At 51.2% G+C, this 19,232-nt stretch carries 19 protein-coding genes; 9 read left to right on the top strand and 10 right to left on the bottom strand.

Annotated features, from left to right (window positions below; genetic code table 11):
- Positions 1 to 107 precede the first annotated feature (107 nt).
- The gene (locus tag PCO85_18805; protein WJV53204.1) at positions 108 to 1,097 is read left to right on the top strand and encodes a quinone oxidoreductase; all 990 of its coding nucleotides are present in this window, start codon (positions 108 to 110) and stop codon (positions 1,095 to 1,097) included.
- A 305-nt stretch (positions 1,098 to 1,402) separates the two neighbouring features.
- On the opposite strand, the gene pspG is transcribed toward PCO85_18805, so the two are convergent.
- The 3 genes from pspG to PCO85_18790 all read right to left on the bottom strand — a co-directional run bounded on the left by pspG (position 1,403) and on the right by PCO85_18790 (position 3,942).
- Entirely contained in the window at positions 1,403 to 1,624 is a 222-nt protein-coding gene (gene pspG / locus PCO85_18800) for an envelope stress response protein PspG (GenBank protein ID WJV53203.1), read from the bottom strand.
- Between the two features lie 177 nt (positions 1,625 to 1,801).
- Positions 1,802 to 2,776 (bottom strand): tRNA dihydrouridine(20/20a) synthase DusA, encoded by a 975-nt coding sequence (dusA, locus tag PCO85_18795; GenBank protein WJV53202.1) that lies wholly within the window; start codon positions 2,774 to 2,776, stop codon positions 1,802 to 1,804.
- Between the two features lie 311 nt (positions 2,777 to 3,087).
- Entirely contained in the window at positions 3,088 to 3,942 is an 855-nt protein-coding gene (locus PCO85_18790) for a DUF2971 domain-containing protein (GenBank protein ID WJV53201.1), read from the bottom strand.
- A gap of 503 nt (positions 3,943 to 4,445) precedes the next feature.
- Between PCO85_18790 and PCO85_18785 the strand changes: the two genes are divergently transcribed.
- Together PCO85_18785 and PCO85_18780 are read left to right on the top strand one after the other, a co-directional pair.
- Positions 4,446 to 4,985 carry a hypothetical protein gene (locus tag PCO85_18785; protein WJV53200.1) on the top strand — a complete coding sequence of 180 codons (540 nt, stop codon included), beginning with the start codon at positions 4,446 to 4,448 and terminating at the stop codon, positions 4,983 to 4,985.
- On the top strand, positions 4,975 to 5,898 hold the full coding sequence (locus tag PCO85_18780; protein ID WJV53199.1) for a nucleotidyl transferase AbiEii/AbiGii toxin family protein: 924 nt from the start codon (positions 4,975 to 4,977) through the stop codon (positions 5,896 to 5,898). The genes PCO85_18785 and PCO85_18780 overlap by 11 nt, the downstream gene beginning before the upstream one ends.
- A 407-nt stretch (positions 5,899 to 6,305) precedes the next feature.
- On the opposite strand, the gene PCO85_18775 is transcribed toward PCO85_18780, so the two are convergent.
- Positions 6,306 to 7,028 carry a UTRA domain-containing protein gene (locus tag PCO85_18775; protein ID WJV53198.1) on the bottom strand — a complete coding sequence of 241 codons (723 nt, stop codon included), beginning with the start codon at positions 7,026 to 7,028 and terminating at the stop codon, positions 6,306 to 6,308.
- A gap of 205 nt (positions 7,029 to 7,233) precedes the next feature.
- On the opposite strand from PCO85_18775, the gene PCO85_18770 reads away from it, so the two are divergent.
- Genes PCO85_18770 through PCO85_18750 form a run of 5 tightly spaced genes read left to right on the top strand, consistent with a single transcriptional unit; the run spans position 7,234 to position 11,798 of the window.
- Positions 7,234 to 8,292, top strand: coding sequence for an extracellular solute-binding protein (locus tag PCO85_18770; GenBank protein WJV56139.1), 1,059 nt, complete (start codon positions 7,234 to 7,236; stop codon positions 8,290 to 8,292).
- A 41-nt stretch (positions 8,293 to 8,333) separates the two neighbouring features.
- Positions 8,334 to 9,158, top strand: coding sequence for an alkaline phosphatase family protein (locus PCO85_18765; protein WJV53197.1), 825 nt, complete (start codon positions 8,334 to 8,336; stop codon positions 9,156 to 9,158).
- Positions 9,155 to 9,997: an ABC transporter permease subunit gene (locus PCO85_18760; protein WJV53196.1), complete on the top strand. Its 843-nt coding sequence runs from the start codon at positions 9,155 to 9,157 to the stop codon at positions 9,995 to 9,997. Before PCO85_18765 ends, PCO85_18760 begins: the two co-directional genes overlap by 4 nt.
- A 20-nt stretch (positions 9,998 to 10,017) precedes the next feature.
- Positions 10,018 to 10,803, top strand: a complete 786-nt coding sequence (locus PCO85_18755) for an ABC transporter permease (GenBank protein WJV53195.1) — start codon at positions 10,018 to 10,020, stop codon at positions 10,801 to 10,803.
- 2 nt (positions 10,804 to 10,805) lie between these two features.
- Positions 10,806 to 11,798, top strand: a complete 993-nt coding sequence (locus tag PCO85_18750; GenBank protein ID WJV53194.1) for an ABC transporter ATP-binding protein — start codon at positions 10,806 to 10,808, stop codon at positions 11,796 to 11,798.
- A 20-nt stretch (positions 11,799 to 11,818) separates the two neighbouring features.
- Here the strand turns inward: PCO85_18750 and PCO85_18745 are convergent, their stop codons facing one another.
- Positions 11,819 to 12,748 (bottom strand): LysR family transcriptional regulator, encoded by a 930-nt coding sequence (locus tag PCO85_18745; protein WJV53193.1) that lies wholly within the window; start codon positions 12,746 to 12,748, stop codon positions 11,819 to 11,821.
- A 134-nt stretch (positions 12,749 to 12,882) separates the two neighbouring features.
- Between PCO85_18745 and lysA the strand changes: the two genes are divergently transcribed.
- Positions 12,883 to 14,148 (top strand): diaminopimelate decarboxylase, encoded by a 1,266-nt coding sequence (gene lysA, locus PCO85_18740; protein ID WJV53192.1) that lies wholly within the window; start codon positions 12,883 to 12,885, stop codon positions 14,146 to 14,148.
- Positions 14,149 to 14,283: 135 nt separating this feature from the next.
- Here lysA and PCO85_18735 read toward each other — a convergent pair whose 3' ends face one another.
- Genes PCO85_18735 through PCO85_18715 form a run of 5 tightly spaced genes read right to left on the bottom strand, consistent with a single transcriptional unit; the run spans position 14,284 to position 19,231 of the window.
- Positions 14,284 to 15,675 carry an FAD-binding oxidoreductase gene (locus PCO85_18735; GenBank protein ID WJV53191.1) on the bottom strand — a complete coding sequence of 464 codons (1,392 nt, stop codon included), beginning with the start codon at positions 15,673 to 15,675 and terminating at the stop codon, positions 14,284 to 14,286.
- A 41-nt stretch (positions 15,676 to 15,716) separates the two neighbouring features.
- Positions 15,717 to 16,532, bottom strand: a complete 816-nt coding sequence (locus PCO85_18730) for an ABC transporter permease (GenBank protein WJV53190.1) — start codon at positions 16,530 to 16,532, stop codon at positions 15,717 to 15,719.
- Between the two features lie 4 nt (positions 16,533 to 16,536).
- A complete protein-coding gene (locus tag PCO85_18725; protein WJV53189.1) occupies positions 16,537 to 17,355 on the bottom strand; it encodes an ABC transporter ATP-binding protein in 819 nt (272 codons plus the stop codon).
- A complete protein-coding gene (locus PCO85_18720; protein ID WJV53188.1) occupies positions 17,352 to 18,335 on the bottom strand; it encodes an ABC transporter substrate-binding protein in 984 nt (327 codons plus the stop codon). Before PCO85_18720 ends, PCO85_18725 begins: the two co-directional genes overlap by 4 nt.
- Positions 18,336 to 18,349: 14 nt before the next feature.
- The gene (locus PCO85_18715; GenBank protein WJV53187.1) at positions 18,350 to 19,231 is read right to left on the bottom strand and encodes a creatininase family protein; all 882 of its coding nucleotides are present in this window, start codon (positions 19,229 to 19,231) and stop codon (positions 18,350 to 18,352) included.
- Position 19,232 lies beyond the last annotated feature (1 nt).

Here is a 19,232-nt window from a genome sequence, read left to right as displayed (position 1 = left end):
GGTTGATTTACCTTAAGAGAGAAGCGCATTGTATATCTGAAAAGCAGGAATGACACGTTCTGGCTGTCATGGTAAATAAGCGAAAGCAGATATAACGAGGAGAAGACATGACTAAGCATATTCAATTCAGCACTCATGGTGGGCCAGAGGTGTTGGAATATGTAGATTTCATTCCCCATGATCCCACGCTGAATGAGGTCCAGGTGGAGAACCGGGCTATCGGGATCAATTTTATTGATACTTATTTCAGGTCCGGTCTGTATTCACCGTCGTCGCTGCCTTCTGGACTCGGAACAGAAGCCGCAGGGGTCGTCATCAAAGTGGGAGCCAATGTCAGAAATGTTAAAGTTGGTGACCGGGTTGTCTATGCGCAGTCTATGCTCGGTGCTTATAGTGAAATACATAATGTACCGGAAGATAAGATCGCCATTCTGCCAGATGCCATCAGCTTTGAGCAGGCTGCGGCCTCTTTCCTCAAAGGGCTGACAGTTTATTATCTGTTGCGCCAGACTTATGAAATCAAATCTGGTGAGCTGTTTCTGTTCCATGCTGCCGCAGGTGGTGTCGGCCTGATAGCTTGTCAGTGGGCGAAGGCCCTTGGCGCGAAGTTGATTGGTACGGTGAGTTCAGAGCAGAAAGCCGTGTTGGCGCAGCAGGCTGGTGCCTGGGCCACCATTAATTACCGTACGGAAGATATTGTTCATCGAGTGCTGGAACTGACAGATGAACAGAAAGTCAGTGTGGTTTATGACTCGGTAGGAAAAGACACCTGGGAGACATCACTGGATTGTCTGAAGCGCCGTGGTCTGATGGTGAGTTTTGGCAATACTTCCGGGCCGGTAACCGGTGTTAATCTGGGGATTCTGAACCAGAAAGGGTCGTTGTATGTCACCCGACCTTCGTTGTTTAGCTATATCACTAACCGTACCGAACTGGTGCAGGCCAGTAGTGAATTGTTTTCCATGGTGGCCAGTGGCGCGATTAAGGTTGATGTGGCAGATAAGCAAAAGTTTGCGTTGGCGGATGCCCAAGCGGCTCACCGGGCGCTGGAAGGCAGTCAAACCTCGGGTTCCAGTTTGTTGATTCCAGGGCTATAACCGGATTATCAGAAAGAAAAACGCCTCCATAAAAGGAGGCGTTTTTCTACAGCGGTAATTCCATCGAACCGTATTGTAGGATACAGCGGAATGGTGCCATGGACGATGTCACTGAGTGACTATTATTGATTCCCTGACACCGATGAAATTGGTATTAGTGCGCATACAAGCGCAATGCAACACTCACCAGCAGCTAATGTGCCGCACATCCTAACAACAGTGATAAGCGAAAAATATCTGTTGGCGCACAGTTTTGCATGAAAATAGTGTGCATCAGCGCTTAACACGCCGTTTTTACGCTGTTGTCAGCGGTAATAGCGTGTCGGTTTCTTTTGATAATAACGCCATATCCACACTACTAGTACGGCCAATAACAGCCAGGGAAGCAGTTTGATTGCCATAATAAACAGCCCGCCCAGTAGCATAAAAAACGTAGCAACCACCAGCGCGGCGATGACACCCAACAGTGACACACCGGTCACCATCAGCATAATAAAGAAACCAATAACGAAGAAAATATCAAACATGGCCTGCTCCTGTGGTAACGATTCTGGATTTGATTGACCATCAATCATCTCAGTGGCCGCTATATAGGAATAACAAGATCTGTGCCAAGAATATATCGCAGACAACCTATTGATTTAGCTGTATTAGCAAAAATATCAGGTTTGATGGCGTGGCCTAATACGCTAACTATTAGTCTTTTACACCTGGTTATGTTCTACCAATGACAGTGCTTTTTCAACTACGGCGATGCCAGCACCTGGTTTATGGACCTGTTCACTCAGATAACGACGCCAGCGACGAGCACCGGGTATCCCCTGAAACAACCCCAGCATATGTCGGGTGATATGACCCAGACTGGTTCCCTGTGTCAGCTCTCGTTCGATATAGGGATACATGGTTTCGACCACGGCAAAGGGACTTGGTGTGTGATCGATACCAAACAGCTGCTGGTCAACCTGTGCCAACATACCTGGATTTTGATATGCCTCGCGTCCGATCATCACGCCATCCACATGTTGCAGATGGATTTTGGCCTCTTCCAGCGTTTTGATACCGCCGTTAATCGCGATGGTCAGCGCTGGAAAATCTCGCTTCAGCTGATAAACCCGAGAGTAATCCAGCGGTGGTATTTCCCGGTTTTCTTTCGGGCTGAGACCGGAAAGCCAGGCTTTGCGAGCATGTACGATAAACGAATTGCAACCACCACGTTCTGTCACTGTGTGAATAAAATCACACAGGAAAGCGTAGCTATCCTGATCATCAATACCGATACGGGTTTTGACGGTGACAGGAATGTTGACCTGATCGCGCATTGCCTGCACACCATCCGCTACCAGCGCTGCTTCCGCCATCAGGCAGGCGCCAAAACGGCCGTTCTGTACTCTATCTGACGGGCAACCGACGTTCAGGTTGATCTCATCGTAGCCGCGTTGTTCCGCCAACGCGGCACACTGCGCCAGTGCGGCCGGATCGCTGCCCCCGAGTTGCAGAGCCAGTGGATGTTCTTCTTCGCTGTAAGTCAGATAGTCGCCTTTGCCGTAGATAATGGCGCCGGTGGTTACCATCTCGGTATATAACAGCGCTTGGTGGCTCAATAGGCGGTGAAAATAGCGGCAGTGGCGATCTGTCCAGTCAAGCATCGGTGCGACCGAGAAGCGACAAGATGGGTGCATAACTAAATTCTCTATTTTTTCAGTGCATTAGCCGCTTTTGCGTTTAGACGTATTTAGGGATGTTTCTGCATATTTTGCCCTATTTTGACGTCGCATGTCCCTTGGGGGACATTTTTTTGGGGACATGCGATCAGGCACAAAAATGTAAGGACGCAGAATTATACAGGTCATAGTGAATTGCTTCAAATTTGAGCAAAATTCCGGCGGAACAAACACCTCAAAGCGAATGGTTCGTTTTACCGGGATGCTTACACTTGGACAATACCTGTATCGTCAATTTTAAGCATGTAGCCTCCTTGGCCTATAACGCCTTAAACAAGCGGTAGTTTTAAATAAGACATTGCATCATAGATGTCCTGTATCGGATCCATTCTAATTTCAGAATCGATGACATCGACCGATAGACCAAATTCATCACAAAGTTTCTCAACTGAGTTCTTGAACCATGGGTCAGAATGCGGTGATACAACTATTTTATCTACTAAAGTTTCTAGTTCTACACCTAGTAATACTCCAGTTTCATTATTGACGCAGCACTTAGACAAATCCACGTTAGAATTCCAAGCCACAACTCTAAACTCTTTTTCAAAAGTGAATGGTTTTGATTTAGACATGAAAGGAGACATAGGATCGCTATAGAAACTATCATCAATATGGCTAATGTAATTCACTTCGCTAAACTCTATTTTATCGAATGAGTTACTGGAAGCTACAGAGTCCTTTAATTTTTCGATTGTTGTAAAAACACAAACTGAGTTTTTGTCACTGCCATATATTTTCCACATGGCCGAGCATTCATGCGATGATTGATGCCAACAACTAACGTATAGCCACTGTCTACAGATTGGAAATAGTTGCTCAACTTTATCACATGGGTATGTGCCAAATGGAGTTTCGAATTTTCTCTCACGAAGCTCGCTCTGAGCGTTATTTGCTTTACTCAATCTTAGCTTTCTCTCATCAGAGCTTTCGTAACATTTTGGCCTGCAGCCATTAACTGCAATATCAATTGTTGCCTGAGCATTAGACATTTTGAAAAAATCAGCGACTGTTAATCCGCCTTCCAACGCGTCTTCAAATGCCGCCATCTTTGCCAAATAAATAGACTTAGTTTGCATCAGACTAACAAACTTGGGCAGATCCATATACCTCTGAAGAATCATCAAAATTACCCCTGTTCCGATGATTGCTTATAACGCACCAAACAGAGGCGCTAATATACTTATGAGCGCAGCGAACACAGTCAGCGTTTTTTGGCATCCTCTGCCTTGGTTTTGTTTGGTTTGTTAAGCATGAAACACTCTGATCTTACCATTATCGGTAAAACAAAGAGCTTGATCAAAAGCTATTTTTCTATGCAAGTAATGGGGGTGATCTTTAGTGGACTGCCCCAAAACCGTGGACAGATTCTGTCCTCACGATGAGGCCCGTTCAAAGGCCTCGGGACTGACCCCGCCAAGGTGGCTGTGTCCGCTCGGTAAGACGCTCAGATAAAAACATTGCATCAACTAAGCTAAGTAAGCCTACAAAGCAGCCCGCGAATTTCGCGGGCTTTTAAGTTATCAATAAACCACTTAATACATGTAATAACTGTCTACTTAATAGATTGAATATCCACAAGTGGACACTTATACTACGAATAAGTGTATTTCACGCACAGATAAAAACTATGCTACAAACCACAGCGGTTCAGCGTTTAAGTGAACTAGACCAGCAAGGGCGCTATGTATTTAGCCAGCGCGATCTGGAAAAAATCTTTCCTGAAGATAGCAAACGGACCCTGCATGCCGGGCTTGAGCGTTTGGTACGACAGAACATTCTGGAAAGGGCTGCCCGTGGCGTCTACCTCTTCGCTTTGTCACATCATAAAAAAGGTCCAGACACTCTGGAACTGATTGCTAAAACTCTGCGGCGTGGTGAATACAATTATGTCAGCCTGGAATCTGCGCTCTCCAGTTATGGCGTGATTTCGCAAATCCCGATGGACAGGCTGACCGTGATGACGACAGGGCGCAAAGGTGAATACAAAACTCACTATGGCACCATTGAATTCACTCATACCAAGCGGCCGGTCAGTGAAATTATTCAGAGTTTCATTTCCATCAATCGGCCACTGAGGATGGCCACAAAGCAAGCGGCCTGGCGTGACCAAAAACGGGTTGGCCGGAATACTCATCTGGTCCAAAAGGAAATGCTGAATGAAGATTGACCCGGCTGATTTTAATGCACTGGTGGCAAAGGCAATGCAGCAGGCTGAAGTTGCCGCCATGCGACCTGTGATTGAAAAAGAGTTACTGCACTACGATATTTTGTATTGTCTTGATCAGGCAGGTTTGCTGAATGAGTTGGTGTTTCAAGGCGGAACCTCGTTACGGCTTTGTCATGGCGGCAACCGCTTCAGCGAAGATCTGGATTTTGCCGGTGGTGTCGATTTTTCTTCTGCCAGGCTGGCAGAGATGAAAACCTGTATCGAAGGCTACATTGGCAAGCGTTATGGCCTGGAAGTCACGGTGAAAGAGCCTGCATCGCTGAAAGAAGAAAAAGAGTACGCCGAACTTCGGATTGATAAATGGCAAATTAATATCACCACAGCCCCCGGCCAGAAGGATATGCCGAGGCAAAAAATTAAGCTTGAAGTGGCGAATGTGCCCGCTTACACCAAAGAAGCTTTGCCCCTTCGGAACAACTATGACTTTTTACCTGATGGTTACGAAGACACTCTGGTGTTTACCGAAACACTGGACGAAGTGATGGCGGATAAGCTGATTTCACTGCCTGCGACTCAACGTTACATTCGGCATCGTGATTTATGGGATTTGGTCTGGCTGCAGCAGCAGAACGCCAAGCTTAAGCCTGAGCTCATCCGTTTGAAACTGGCTGACTACAAAATTCCTGACTACCAACAACTGCTGGAAAGCCGGATTGCTTCGCTGGATGAAATTGTGGCAAGTGCAGCATTTCATAATGAGATGAAACGTTTTCTACCAACCAATGTGTATGACCGGACTTTGGGACAGGACAAATTTAAGTCCTTTATGCTGGGCACTTTGAAAAAAATGCTGACGGAGTTACATACACAGTTTTTCAACAGTTCAACCCCAGAACCTGAATTCAAACTTTAAGCTGCAGTGAATAGATAAAAAAAGAACAAAAAACAGACAAAAACGACAAAAATTTAAGACACCTGCCCCATATCTGCCCCATGACAAGCTCAACCCTTGCCAAATAAGGGCTGCAGCCAAGATCTCACCAGTCAAGCATCGGTGCGACGCTGAAGCGGCCACGCCAGAATGACGGCGACACAACGGTGGATTCCGAGGTCTGCTGGGGCGCTGATGCGGTTGATGGCTTACTCATAAACGATGCTGACTCACTGCCGGAGAGAGAGAAATAAGGGACGTAATATAACGTGATTTAATGATTTTTGGGATTGATATATCAATACTGTGACCGATAGCTGCTCGGTCTGGTTTACTGCGTTTTATCGGGCTGATTTCGGCATCACGCGCCATACGGTTGGTCGTCGGGATTATTCCTGATTATCTCGTTTGGCTTCAACATCAATATACAACGCATCGTAGCGCCAGTATTCGCAGTCACAATCAATGATTCTGTCGTATTGATCGCGGTTGATACGGGTAATAAACAAGGACGGGCTGCCGGGGGCCATTTTCAGTGTCGGCGCGGCAATGGTGGGTAGTGGTGTGGGGAGCATGATAAAACGTACCCGACCATAGCGAATGCCGTAATGAGACCAGTAATAATTGGTTAGGGATTGTGTCAGATCGGCTTGTAGTAAATCGGGGAAATAGGCCGGATTGAGGTAGTGTTCCACGTATAACACGGCACGTCCGTTGATGCGCCGCAACCGTCTGATGCGGTAGATTTCCGTCCCTTCCTGTATCTCCAGATGCTGGCTGATTGACGCGCTGGCGGCGACGAGATTGGCATCCAGCACTTCCGTTTCTGCGACCCGCCCCTGTTTTTCCGCCATCTCATGAAAATGACTTTTATGCAGCGGGTTATAGCTCAGACGTGGTGGTGAAAGAAACCAGCCACGTCGGAGTTCACGGTAGACGATGCCCTGTGATTCCATCATGGTCAGCGCCTCACGCAATGTAATTCGCGTGGTGGAAAATTGTTCACTCAATGTGCGTTCCGAGGGCAGTCGAGCCGTAGTAAATTCTCCCCGGCGAATACGTTCAGTCAGGGCATCACAAATCTGAGTGACAGCAGTGGATTGCATTTTCATCGCGGTAAAGCCTTAACGTAGTGCGACCTGCACCATAGCAGGGATTATCGGGAAATCAAATCTACCGAATCTTTAATGTTCATCGTGATGAAATATAACCGTCGCACAACTGTCATGTAATTTTCACACTATTGTGGTGAATTGGCGTGGTTATTGCTGGACTAGACCAGAGTACGTCAACCCTCCCATTATCTGGAGTATCATGATGAGAAAATTATTGTCTTCCGTACTAATCAGTACGGCGTTGCTTTCCTCGTATTCTGCCATGGCGGCGGATAATTTGTCTGCGCTGGAAAAAGCGGCCCGAGCGGAAGGACAGGTTAACAGCGTCGGTATGCCGGACAGCTGGGCCAATTGGAAAGAGACCTGGAATGATTTATCAACCAAATACGGGTTGAAACACAGTGATACCGATATGTCTTCCGCAGAAGAGATCGCCAAGTTTATCGCGGAGAAAAACAATGCCAGTGCAGACATCGGCGACGTTGGCGTAGCGTTTGGGCCGATAGCGGTACAGAAGGGCATCACCCAACCGTATAAACCCAGCACCTGGAGTCAGATACCGGCCTGGGCCAAGGATAAAGACGGAAACTGGGCTGTGGCCTACACCGGTTCTATCGCTTTCATCATCGACAAACAGCAGGTGAAGAATATTCCACACAGCTGGGCCGATCTGTTGAAAGGCAAATACACGGTCAACATTGGTGATGTGGGGGCAGCTTCCCAAGCGGCGAACGGCGTTCTGGCAGCCAATTATGCGCTGGGTGGTAATGAATCCAACCTCAAGCCAGCACTGGCTTTCTTTGCCAAACTGGCCAAAGAAGGACGTCTGGGTTTAGCCAATCCGGGGCTTGCCAATATCGAAAAAGGGGAAGTGCAGGTTGGCGTGATATGGGACTTTAATGCGCTGAACTACCGAGACAAGATTGATAAAAGCCGTTTTGAAGTGCTGATCCCGTCTGATGGTTCGGTTATTTCCGGTTATACCACGATTATCAACAAGTATGCCAAACACCCGAATGCCGCCAAACTGACCCGTGAATATATCTTCTCTGATGCTGGTCAAATCAATCTGGCCCGTGGTTATGCTCGCCCGATTCGTGCCAAGTACATAACGTTGCCTGAAGATGTGAAAGCCAAATTGTTGCCGGATGCGGAATACAAGAATGTACATCCAGTGATGAATGCTGCCGCATGGGAGAAGAGCGTCAAAGCGTTGCCGCGTCAGTGGCAGGAAAATGTCATCATCAATATGAAACAGTAAGTCCGTAAATAGCGTAGTAAGTCGTAAAACGGAGCAAGTGGATGAGAACGATTCTGGTGGTGCTGGACGGACTGGCTTTTCAAGTGGCACGCGACGCCATGGGGTATATGCAGGCCGAGTGTGCGGCGGGGCGCGGTCAGTTGTATCAGCTTGAATGTGAGCTACCGTCGCTGTCCCGTCCGTTGTATGAATGCATCATGACGGGCAGGACGCCCGTCGAGAGCGGCATTGTACACAACGGGATTTCCCGGTTAACCCACGGGCGCAGTATTTTCCATTATGCCCGGGATGCCGGATTAACCACGGCGGCGGCGGCCTATCATTGGGTCAGCGAACTGTATAATCGCGCGCCGTTTGACGCCGTGCGCGATCGTCATACAGAAGATCTATCGCTGCCGATACAGTACGGCCACTTTTACCATGACGACAGCTATCCAGATTCGCATCTGTTTGAGGATGCAGAAAGTCTACTGCGCCGTTATCAGCCGGATTTTCTGCTGATCCATCCGATGAATATTGACGATGCCGGTCATCGGCATGGGTTGTCATCGCCGCAGTACCGTAACAAGGCACGAATGGCCGATGGTTATCTATCGCACTGGATGCCACGTTGGTTGGCGGAAGGGTATCAGGTACTGGTGACGTCGGATCATGGTATGAATGACGATCACAGCCATGGTGGTAGGTTGCCACAGGAGTGTGAAGTGCCGTTGTATGTGTTCGGCCGTGGATTTTCGTTGCGAGCCGATGCCGCGCCACAACAGACTGAATTATGCGGCGTAGTGTGCCAACTGCTGGGTGTGCCGCATGACAAACCCTGGTGCCGGGAGCTTCTCAGCATCAGTACGGAGAGGGTGATGGTGTGAAAAAAAGTTGGCTGAGTGGGTTGATCCTGTTGCCTTTTTTTGTCGTATTTGCCGCCTTTCAGATAGCGCCGCTGGTATGGATTACCATTAACAGTTTTTACAGCGACGTGAATGAAGCCTGGGGGCTGGCAAATTACGTTGATATTTTAACGTCGCCATTTTATCTACAGGCGATCCGTTTTTCGCTCGAAATTTCCTTTTGGTCGAGTGTCTATGGTCTGATCATCGCGCTGATTGGCGGTTATTCGTTGCGCCAGCTCGGTGCTGGTAGATTGCACCGGTTTGTCATGTCATTTGCCAATATGACCAGTAACTTTTCCGGTGTTCCGCTGGCGTTTGCCTTTGTGATTATGCTGGGGCTGAACGGTTTCTTGTCACTGTTGTTGAAACAATATGGTTTGCTGGGTGGATTCAACCTTTATTCACGCAGTGGCCTGATCATGATTTACACCTACTTTCAGATCCCGCTTGGTGTATTGCTGTTGTATCCAGCGTTTGATGGCCTGAAAAGCGAGTGGCAGGAATCCGCAGCGCTGTTAGGGGCCAGCCGAGGGCGTTACTGGCTGCATATCGGTGTACCGGTGCTGACGCCGGCCTTACTTGGTACTTTTGTGATTCTGTTTGCTAACGCCTTAGGTGCCTATGCCACCATTTATGCGCTGACCAGCGGCAACTTTAACGTGGTGCCGATCCGTATTGCTGCGCTGGTATCCGGCGACATCTCACTCGATCCTAATATGGGCAGTGCACTTTCCATATTACTGGTGGCACTGATGACTCTTATTACTGTGATTCACCAATGGCTGCTGCGACGGAGTTATACCCATGTCGCCAAGTAATGGTTTTTCCGGAGGCAACCATGTTCTGTTCTGAAAAGCGTTATCACCAGTTGGTGGTGTGGCTGCTATTGTTGATACTGATGTTGCCGCTGTTGGCAACATTGGGTTATGCATTGGCGACCGAGTGGGGGGCGCGTATTTTGCCGCAGGGCCTGACCCTGAAATGGTTCATTGCACTGTGGAGTGATCCGCGTTTTCTGGCGGCACTCGGTCATTCATTACTGATTTGCTTCGGTTCGCTGCTGTTTTCGCTGGTGTTGGTGCTGCCAACGATGTTTGTCATTGCTTATGCCTTTCCGCAGTTGAATGCCTTGATGAATGTGTTAATTCTGTTGCCATTTGCTGTGCCCCCGGTGGTTTCCTCTGTCGGGTTATTGCAACTGTACGCCACCGAACCGTTGGCAATCACCGGTACGCCATGGATCCTTATCGGTTGTTATTTCACTATTGCCCTGCCGTTTATCTACCGGACCATCGCCAATAATATGCAGGCGATTAACCTACAAGAGTTACTGGATGCCGCGCACTTACTCGGTGCCAGTACCTGGCAGGCGGCGCTGTTGGTGGTATTGCCCAATCTGCGTAAAGGCGTGGTGATTGCCGTGCTGTTGTCTTTCTCATTTCTGATCGGAGAGTTTGTTCTCGCCAATATGCTGGTGGGAACCAACTATGAGACGTTGCAGGTCTATCTCTACAATAAGCGTGACGATAACGCGCACTTTACCAGTGCGTTGGTGATCTCCTATTTTCTGGTGGTGCTACTGATCACCTGGTTGGCCAATTATCTGAACAAAGGGAAAAGCTGAAGATGGCATACCTTGATGTAAAAAATCTCAATAAACACTATGGCCAGGTACAAGTCTTCCATGAGATCAATTTTTCTGCCGATGAGGGAGAATTTGTCACCCTGCTGGGACCGAGTGGATGTGGCAAATCGACTTTATTACGCTGTCTGGCGGGCTTGACCCCGGTGGATAGTGGACAGATTTTGTTGCAGGGGCAGGATATTGTGCCGCTGACTCCGCAGCGGCGGGGGATCGGCATGGTCTTTCAAAACTACGCGCTATTTCCGAATATGACGGTGGCCGGCAATGTGGCTTTCGGCCTGAAAATGCAAAAGCTCGCAGCGGAAGAGATCCGCGAGCGCGTAGCGGAAGTTTTGGCGCTGGTGGAACTCAGTGACTACGCCACTCGTTATCCGCATCAATTGTCGGGCGGGCAATCGCAGCGTGTGGCGCTGGCCCGTTCACTGGTGACGCGTCCACGTCTGCTGCTGCTGGATGAGCCTTTATCAGCGCTGGATGCCCGTATCCGTCGCCATCTGCGTGAACAGATTCGTCGCATTCAACAAGAGCTGAATCTGACCGCCATTTTCGTCACTCACGATCAGGAAGAAGCGCTGACCATGTCAGATCGTATCGTGTTGATCAATAAAGGTGAAATTGTGCAGCATGGTAATGCCGAAACCCTGTACACCCAGCCGGCCAACCTGTTTGCCGCCGGTTTTATCGGTAGCTACAACCTGCTGAGCGCCGAACAGGCAATGACCCTGACCGGGCAAACCTTCAGCCATCAGGTGGCGTTGCGCCCGGAATCCATTTATCCCTGTTCCCCTGAGCAGGGGTTGGCCGGGGATATCATTGGCCATAGCCTGTTGGGTAATGTGATCCGCTATCGTGTGCGGGTAAAAGGGATTGAGCTGCTGGTGGATGTGCTGAATCGCTCGGTTGACGATCTGTATCCGGATGGCAGCCGCATCGGTTTACAGATCGATACCGCGGTACTGCGGGAAGTTGCCTAGCTTTTATCGGCGCGTCGACGCTATGCGCCGATAATCTGTTGCAAGCGAGCCGGGAACGCCTGTGCCACATCGTGTAATTGGGTAATAAAACGATCCACCAGTGCCGATGCAGGACGATGGTTCGGGCGTATCAGGCTCACGGTAAAAGGGACATCAATGCTGAATGGTCGTACGACGACATCGGCTGATGCGGTGGCGTAATCCACCGCGGTTAGTGGATTGACGATCGACACTCCAATGCCCGCCCGCACCATCGAACAGACAGATGCCGCGCTGTGGGTTTCCAGCACCAGCCTGCGTGCGATGCCTGCCTCCTGAAACAGTTTATCCAGCAACTGACGATAGCTATCGGTGCTGGATAGACTGATAAACGGTTGGTTATTGAAATCATCCGGCGTCAGTATGGTTTTTCCTGCCAGCGGATGGCGTGCCGGCAGTACGCAGACTTCATTCAACTGCATCAGCGTTTGCCGCTCGGTTCCGGCGGGAGTCACGGTATTTTCCGTCAACCCCAGGTCATGTCGCTGGGCTGAAAGCCACTCCTCCAGCAACGGGGACTCCTGTGGAATGATATGCAGATTCAGCATCGGGTAGCAGGCGAGTAATGGCTGACAAACGTCAGGTAACAGTGATTGTGAAAATACCGGCAGACAGGCCACCGATAAGTGCGCCTGTTGAAAGCGGCGGATATCCTGTGCGGCACTGACGATACGCTCCAGCCCGTAATAAGATCGCTGTACCTCTTCAAATAGCTGCAATCCCTGTGCGGTAGGGTGCAGGCGACCGCGTACCCGCTCAAACAGTTGCATCTGTATCAGACGCTCAAAACGTGCCAGTTCCCGGCTGACCGTCGGTTGCGAGGTATTCAGCAACGTGGCGGCTTCTGTCAGGTTGCCGGTGGTCATTACCGCATGAAAAATTTCGATATGTCGCAGGGAAATGTCAGCCATAAACCTGTCTCGATGGATAACGTCAACCTATATCATAGATGAATAGACTCTGTGTAAAAGGATATTTGTTTACCTTCCGGGGACTCTTCACAATATTCTTCATTCCATCGTTTATTTTTCAGGTAACAGAAATCATGCCACACGATCTCAATGACACTACCCAGGCGCTGAATGCGCAAAGCCTGCGTACATTACCGGCCCGCTTTGGCTGCCCGGTCTGGGCCTATGATGCGCAAACCATCATCGACCGTATCGGACAATTACGTCAGTTCGATACTATCCGTTTCGCACAGAAAGCCTGTTCCAACACCCATATTCTGCGTCTGATGCGTCAACAGGGCGTTAAAGTGGATTCTGTGTCGCTGGGGGAAATCGAGCGTGCGCTGGTGGCAGGATTTGTGCCGGGCACTGACGCCCATGAGATTGTGTTTACTGCCGACCTGCTGGATAGCCCGACGTTACAGCGCGTAGCCGAACTGAACATTCCAGTCAATGCCGGATCAGTGGATATGCTGAGCCAGCTTGGCAACGTGTCGCCGGGGCATCCGGTATGGCTGCGGGTTAATCCCGGCTTTGGTCACGGGCACAGCCAGAAAACCAATACGGGTGGTGAAAACAGCAAGCATGGCATCTGGCATGCCGATTTACCGCTGGCGCTGGCGGAAATTGAACGTTACTCGCTCCGGCTGGTTGGTATTCATATGCATATCGGTTCCGGTGTGGATTATGGGCATCTGGAGCAGGTCTGTGATGCCATGGTGCGTCAGGTGATCGATTTTGGGCAGGATCTTGATGCCATTTCCGCCGGCGGCGGTTTGTCTATCCCGTATCGTTACGGTGAAGAGGCCATTGATACCCGGCATTATTTTGGGTTGTGGTATCAGGCGCGGGAGAAGATTGCCACGCATCTGGGGCACCCGGTTACGCTGGAAATCGAACCAGGTCGTTTTCTGGTGGCGGAATCCGGTGTGCTGGTTGCTGAAGTCCGGGCGGTAAAATCGATGGGGAGCCGCCATTTTGTGTTGGTAGATGCTGGCTTTAATGACCTGATGCGCCCGTCGATGTACGGTAGCTATCACCATATTACATTGTTGCCCGGAGATGGCCGTGATATCAGCGATAGCGCGACATGGCGTGATAGCGTGGTCGCCGGTCCGTTGTGTGAGTCCGGCGACGTGTTTACCCAACAAGCGGGCGGTGGTGTGGAAACGATCGCTCTACCGGCGGCGCAGGTGGGGGATTATCTGGTCTTCCATGATACCGGTGCCTACGGCGCGTCAATGTCCTCCAATTACAATAGCCGTCCACTGCTGCCGGAGGTGCTGTTTGAAAACGGTGAGCCACGGCTGATCCGTCGTCGCCAAACGTTGGAGGAACTGCTGGCGCTGGAACAACTCTAGGTAAGTGATTTGAATGCTGTTTGCAGCGGCCCCAAAGGGGGAGGCCCGGAAACGGGCCTCAGCCAACACCGCTGCATCTTGAAAGATGCCGCGTATCCCGGTGCTATGCACTTTTTCCGTCTGCGCGGTGTCACCTTATGGGAGTGGCTGCTCCTCCGGTAACAGCGAGTTGCGCATTTCCCAGCCACGCAGTTTGCCAGGATTGAGTAACCCATCAGGATCAAAAGCCTTTTTAACCGCGACAACCTCCGGTCGAATAATGCCTTGCTTGCCGTCTTCAACCTGTAATACGTGCGGGTTATTAATTTTTACCCCGTGATCGCGGAATATCTGCATTATCTCATTCAGGCGAATCTCGCTGGAATAACGGACTAACGGCAGGCCACTACAGGTGATGTTACCGTCGTTGTCACGCAGGAATTCAATATGCGATATAACTTCATCGCCAAATAAATGCGCCACCTCGACAATTTGCTGCATATAACTCGCGGGTGCAAAGGCGGTTTGTAAATAGGTGAAGGTTGGTTCGACTTTCAGCGCGTGCAGTGTGGTGTGGTTCCAGCAATACTCCATCAGCGACGAGTGGGTCGCACGCGCGTTATCTGCCGACTGGCGCACGGCATTCTGCCCGGCATACTGCGCTAACAACTCATCACATAACGGCTCACTCTCCTGCGCCATGATACTGATTACCGCATGCTGCCCAGCCTGGTAATGGCGGCGCAAATGGGTAAAGTAGGCGGGGATTGGCGCGGCAAACAACGCCAGCTCGCGTTTGACCAATCCCGGCGAGCGGGCCAGTGCATCGGCGTAATTCAGCGCAGCGGTGAAGTCGTCGAACATGTCCAACCGTTCAATCCAGTTGTGGATGGGCGCCAGCGCCAGCTCAATCTCAAGAATAATGCCGTTGGTGCCATAGGTGTGGTGCAACAGCAGTGCCTGCGGTGCCGGGATTGTCAGTACGCGCGGTTCAGCTTCCATGGTCATGACCTTTATGCTCAGCACATTGCCGGGCGCGGCCAGCGGGCCGTAATTGATGGAGCCGATACCGCCAAAGCCGCCGCAGTAAAGCCCGCCTAGGCTGGCCAGCCGATAGGTGGATGGCATACAGCGTAGCTCCCAACCCGCAGGGCGGCTCAAGGCTTCGATATCCGCCAAACGAATGCCGGCCTGGGCGCGTACCACGCCGTCGCCAAATGAGCACACCTGATTAAATAAGGTCATGTCTACCATAATGCCGCCTTCTAACGGCACCAACTGGCCATAGTTACCGGTACCGCCGCCACGCAGCATCAACGGCAGTTGCTGCTGCACACAAGCAGCAACCAGCAGGCGCAGTTCTTCTTCATTACGTGGGCGCACCACGGCATCCGCTTGTTTGTCTTCCAGTTGTTGTTTTAGCACTGGACTGAACCAGTGAAAGTCGCGCGACAAGCGTTTGACCTTTGCTGTCGCCCGCGTCCACTCCAGCATGGGTAACGCCTGGTGGATCAGGGTGACGGCGATCTGGCGTTGTTCATAATCCATATCATCAGTACCTATAATAAGTCAGTTGGCCACTCAGGCGGTTAATTGGACTGCACCACTTCGCTTTCATGCCAGGCGCTGAGCGCGCGACGCGATATCCAGGACATCACCCCAAACAGCATGATGCCCGCCAGCGAGATCAACAGTAAGGCAGCGAACATCAGCGGAATATTCAATTGATAGCCAGCCTGCAAGATTTGATAGGCCAGCCCGGTGTCGCTGCCACCAGTACCGGCGACAAACTCCGCCACCACTGCGCCGATTAGCGACAGGCCGCTGGAAATACGCAGCGCGCCGAAGAAGTAGGGGAGTGCCGAGGGGATACGTAAACGCAGTAGGATCTGCAATCGGCTGGCATGGTTCAGTTTGAAATAACTCAATAGACCGGGCGAGACGCTACGTAGTCCCTGAGTGGTGTTGGAAATGATGGGGAACACCGCCATCAGCGTAGAGCACACCACCAACGATAGCGTGGTGTCTTTCACCCAAATAATAATCAATGGCGCGATGGCGACGATCGGCGTCACTTGCAGGAACACAATGTAAGGGAATAGCGCAGTTTCAATAAAGCGGCTCTGCACCAGCAGAAATGCCACGCTGGCACCAATCAGAATCGACAACGCGAACGAAATCAGGGTGATTTTCAGGGTGAATAGCAGCGACAGCATCAGTGATGCCAGATTGTTCCACAGGCTTTGCACCATCACCAGTGGCGACGGCACCAAAAACGTCGGGATGTTGAACCAACTGACCCAACCTTGCCACAGGAAAACCACCAGTATGGCGACCAGTAGTGGGTAAAACACCTGGCGGAAACGTTGATTGTTCATCAGCGGGGAAAATTTTCGCGTTTTCATGTTATTACTCCATACCAGATTGGCTGGCCTGCAACAGACTGTCCTGCAACTGTTGCGCATAGTGTGAAAACTGCGGGCTGACACGGAAGCGGTCAGTGCGTGGGAAAGGCTCATTGATGGCGATGTTTTCCACTACCCGACCTGGGCGGGCCGCCATCATGATCACGCGCTGGGAAAGAAACACCGCTTCGTGGATAGAATGGGTGACAAATACCACCGTTAGATCCTGTTCTCGCCATAGGTGCAGTAAATCACTGTCCAATTTGTTGCGGGTGATTTCATCCAGTGCGCCGAAGGGTTCGTCCATCAGCAGTAGCTTGGGGCGGGTGACCAGGCCGCGAGCAATAGACACTCGCATTTGCATGCCGCCGGAAAGCTCACGTGGCAGTACGTGGGCAAATCGGCCCAGTCCCACCAGTTCCAGCGCTTCACTGACGCGGGTGTCGGCTTCAGCACGCGGGACGCCAGCCAGATCCAATGACAACCGCACATTGTTATGCACATTGCTCCACGGCATCAGTGTGGCTTCCTGAAACACGAACGAAAGCGGTAGCCGCATTTTTTCGCGGCTGTCACGTCGCCACAGCACCAGCTTGCCATCACTCGGTTCCACCAGTCCGGCAATCATTTTCAGTAGTGTGCTTTTGCCACAGCCGGAAGGCCCTAACAGGGTGACAAACTCACCCTGATTGATGGTGAGATTTACGGGTAGCAGTGCCCTGGTGCCGTTGCTGTAGATTTTTTCCGCTGACAGAATCTCGATAGCTGGCGCGGTAGGGGGGCGGATATCTCTCATCACGGTCAGTTTGGCTATCTGGCTCATGGCATAACCCGCGCGTTTTTGATCAGGGCGAGGGTGTAACTCTGAGCAAAAGGTACTTTGTTCGCGTCGATCAGTTTATTTTTCACCAACATGTCCCAGGTCTTTTTCAAACGCGGTTCGGTAATGGTTCCAATGCCGCCGGTCTGGGCGTCGCCGCCGGTCACCAACTGGTATTTCTTCATTTGTGACAGACTGAATGCCAACTGGGCGGCGCTGATACTTGGGTTATTTTTATGGATCAGCACATTTCCTGCGGTTGGGTCTTGCAGATACGATTTCCAGCCCTGCATCGAGGCTTTCACGAACGCCGCCAGCACCGCCGGGCGTTTTTGTACGGTGCTCGCCATGCAGATGATCGAGTTGCCGTATGGCGGGTAGCCCCAGTCGCTCAGCGGATAAACGTGGAATGGCTTGCCGCCTTTGGCCACTGCAAAGGGTTCAGAGGTGATGTAGCCCTGTTGCACCAGATTGTTGTCCGCCAGAAACGGCTGCACGCTGAAGGTGTAAGGGCGGATACGGGCGTTGGCTAACCCCAGCTCGCTCTTGGCCCACGGCCAGAAAGAAGTGTATGCCTCGGTGGCCAGCAGAAAGGTTTTGTCTTTTAGCGCCTGTGGATTTTTCACGGCGTCATGGGTAATAAACACCGTTGGCGAATGCTGGAACACGGTGGCGATGGTCATGGCATGTACACCCGCTTGCCAGGACTCCAGCGCCTGACCATTGTCGCCAAGGACACAATCGGCCTGACCGGCAGCCATCAGTTGCATCACGTTGACCTGCGGCCCTCCCATTTTGATGGTGACATCAAGCCCGGCGGCTTTGTAGCGACCGTTGGCCTGGGCATCGTAAAAGCCACCGTGTTCGGCCTGCGCGTACCAGTTAGTGAGAAAGGTCAGTTTTTCCGCCGCCATGCTGGAAGAAGCGACGGTGAACAGTAACAGGCTTAGCAGCTTGCCATAAGGCAAAAGTCTTGTTTTCATCGTAAGTATTCCTGTTATTCAGTGGCAAAAGGAGACGATGGTGGCGTCACGCGCGATTGCACAAAACCGTGCCAGTGATGTTTACCCCAGCTTGGTTCGTTGCGTACTACCCATTCCATCTGATGGACTTCGGTTATGGCTTGCGCCCAACTGTCGGCCAGTGAGTCAAGAATCGCCTGGCCTTGTTCAGCGGTAGCGTCGGTTGGGTCACCAATCACGCCGCTGGGGCTGAAGTCGTATGATGCCCAGGCAGCGGCCGGACGGCCGCTGGACAGTGTTGGGCAGGGAAATACGGGCGGATAACTGGCCACCGCCTGTTCCATATGTACGTATTCTGGTGCCAGTGCCAGCATCAGGGCGGTTTCGCCATGACCGGCGTGCATCGCCAACTGTTGTTCTCTGACGCTCAGGAATTGGTCGGCCGCATTCGGTACCCGGAATACATCATGGGCTATCAGCACCATGTCGCCGTGTCGCAGTCGCAGTTCGCGCCCAGCCATTTGCAACACCTGCGGCTGGCCGCCGTGACCGTTGATCATCAGCAATTTGCGAAAGCCGGCACGGTAAAGGGATTCACCGATCTCAAGCACGGTTTGCAGTAAGGTATCGCCGCTCAGGGTGAGGGTGCCGGGAAAGTGCAGGTGTTCGTCGGATTTGCCGTAAGTGATAGGTGGGATACCAAACGCCGGTACACTTTCCGGTAAACGAGCCAGTGCATGCCCCGCCACGCCGGAGGCGATCACGCTGTCCACCGCACAAGGCAGGTGCGGGCCGTGCTGCTCAATGGCGCCAGTCGGTAAAATGATAACGGTGTTGGCCTTGTCCGGTAGCGCAGCAATTGCGGGCCAGCTCAGAAAAGGAAGAAAACGTGATGCGGGAATATAGCCGTTTATCATA

The organism is Prodigiosinella aquatilis (genome assembly GCA_030388725.1).
Classification (GTDB): Bacteria; Pseudomonadota; Gammaproteobacteria; order Enterobacterales; family Enterobacteriaceae; genus Prodigiosinella; species Prodigiosinella aquatilis.
Note: the sequence above shows the minus strand (reverse complement) of the source record. Positions and strands in the feature narration are given on the sequence as shown.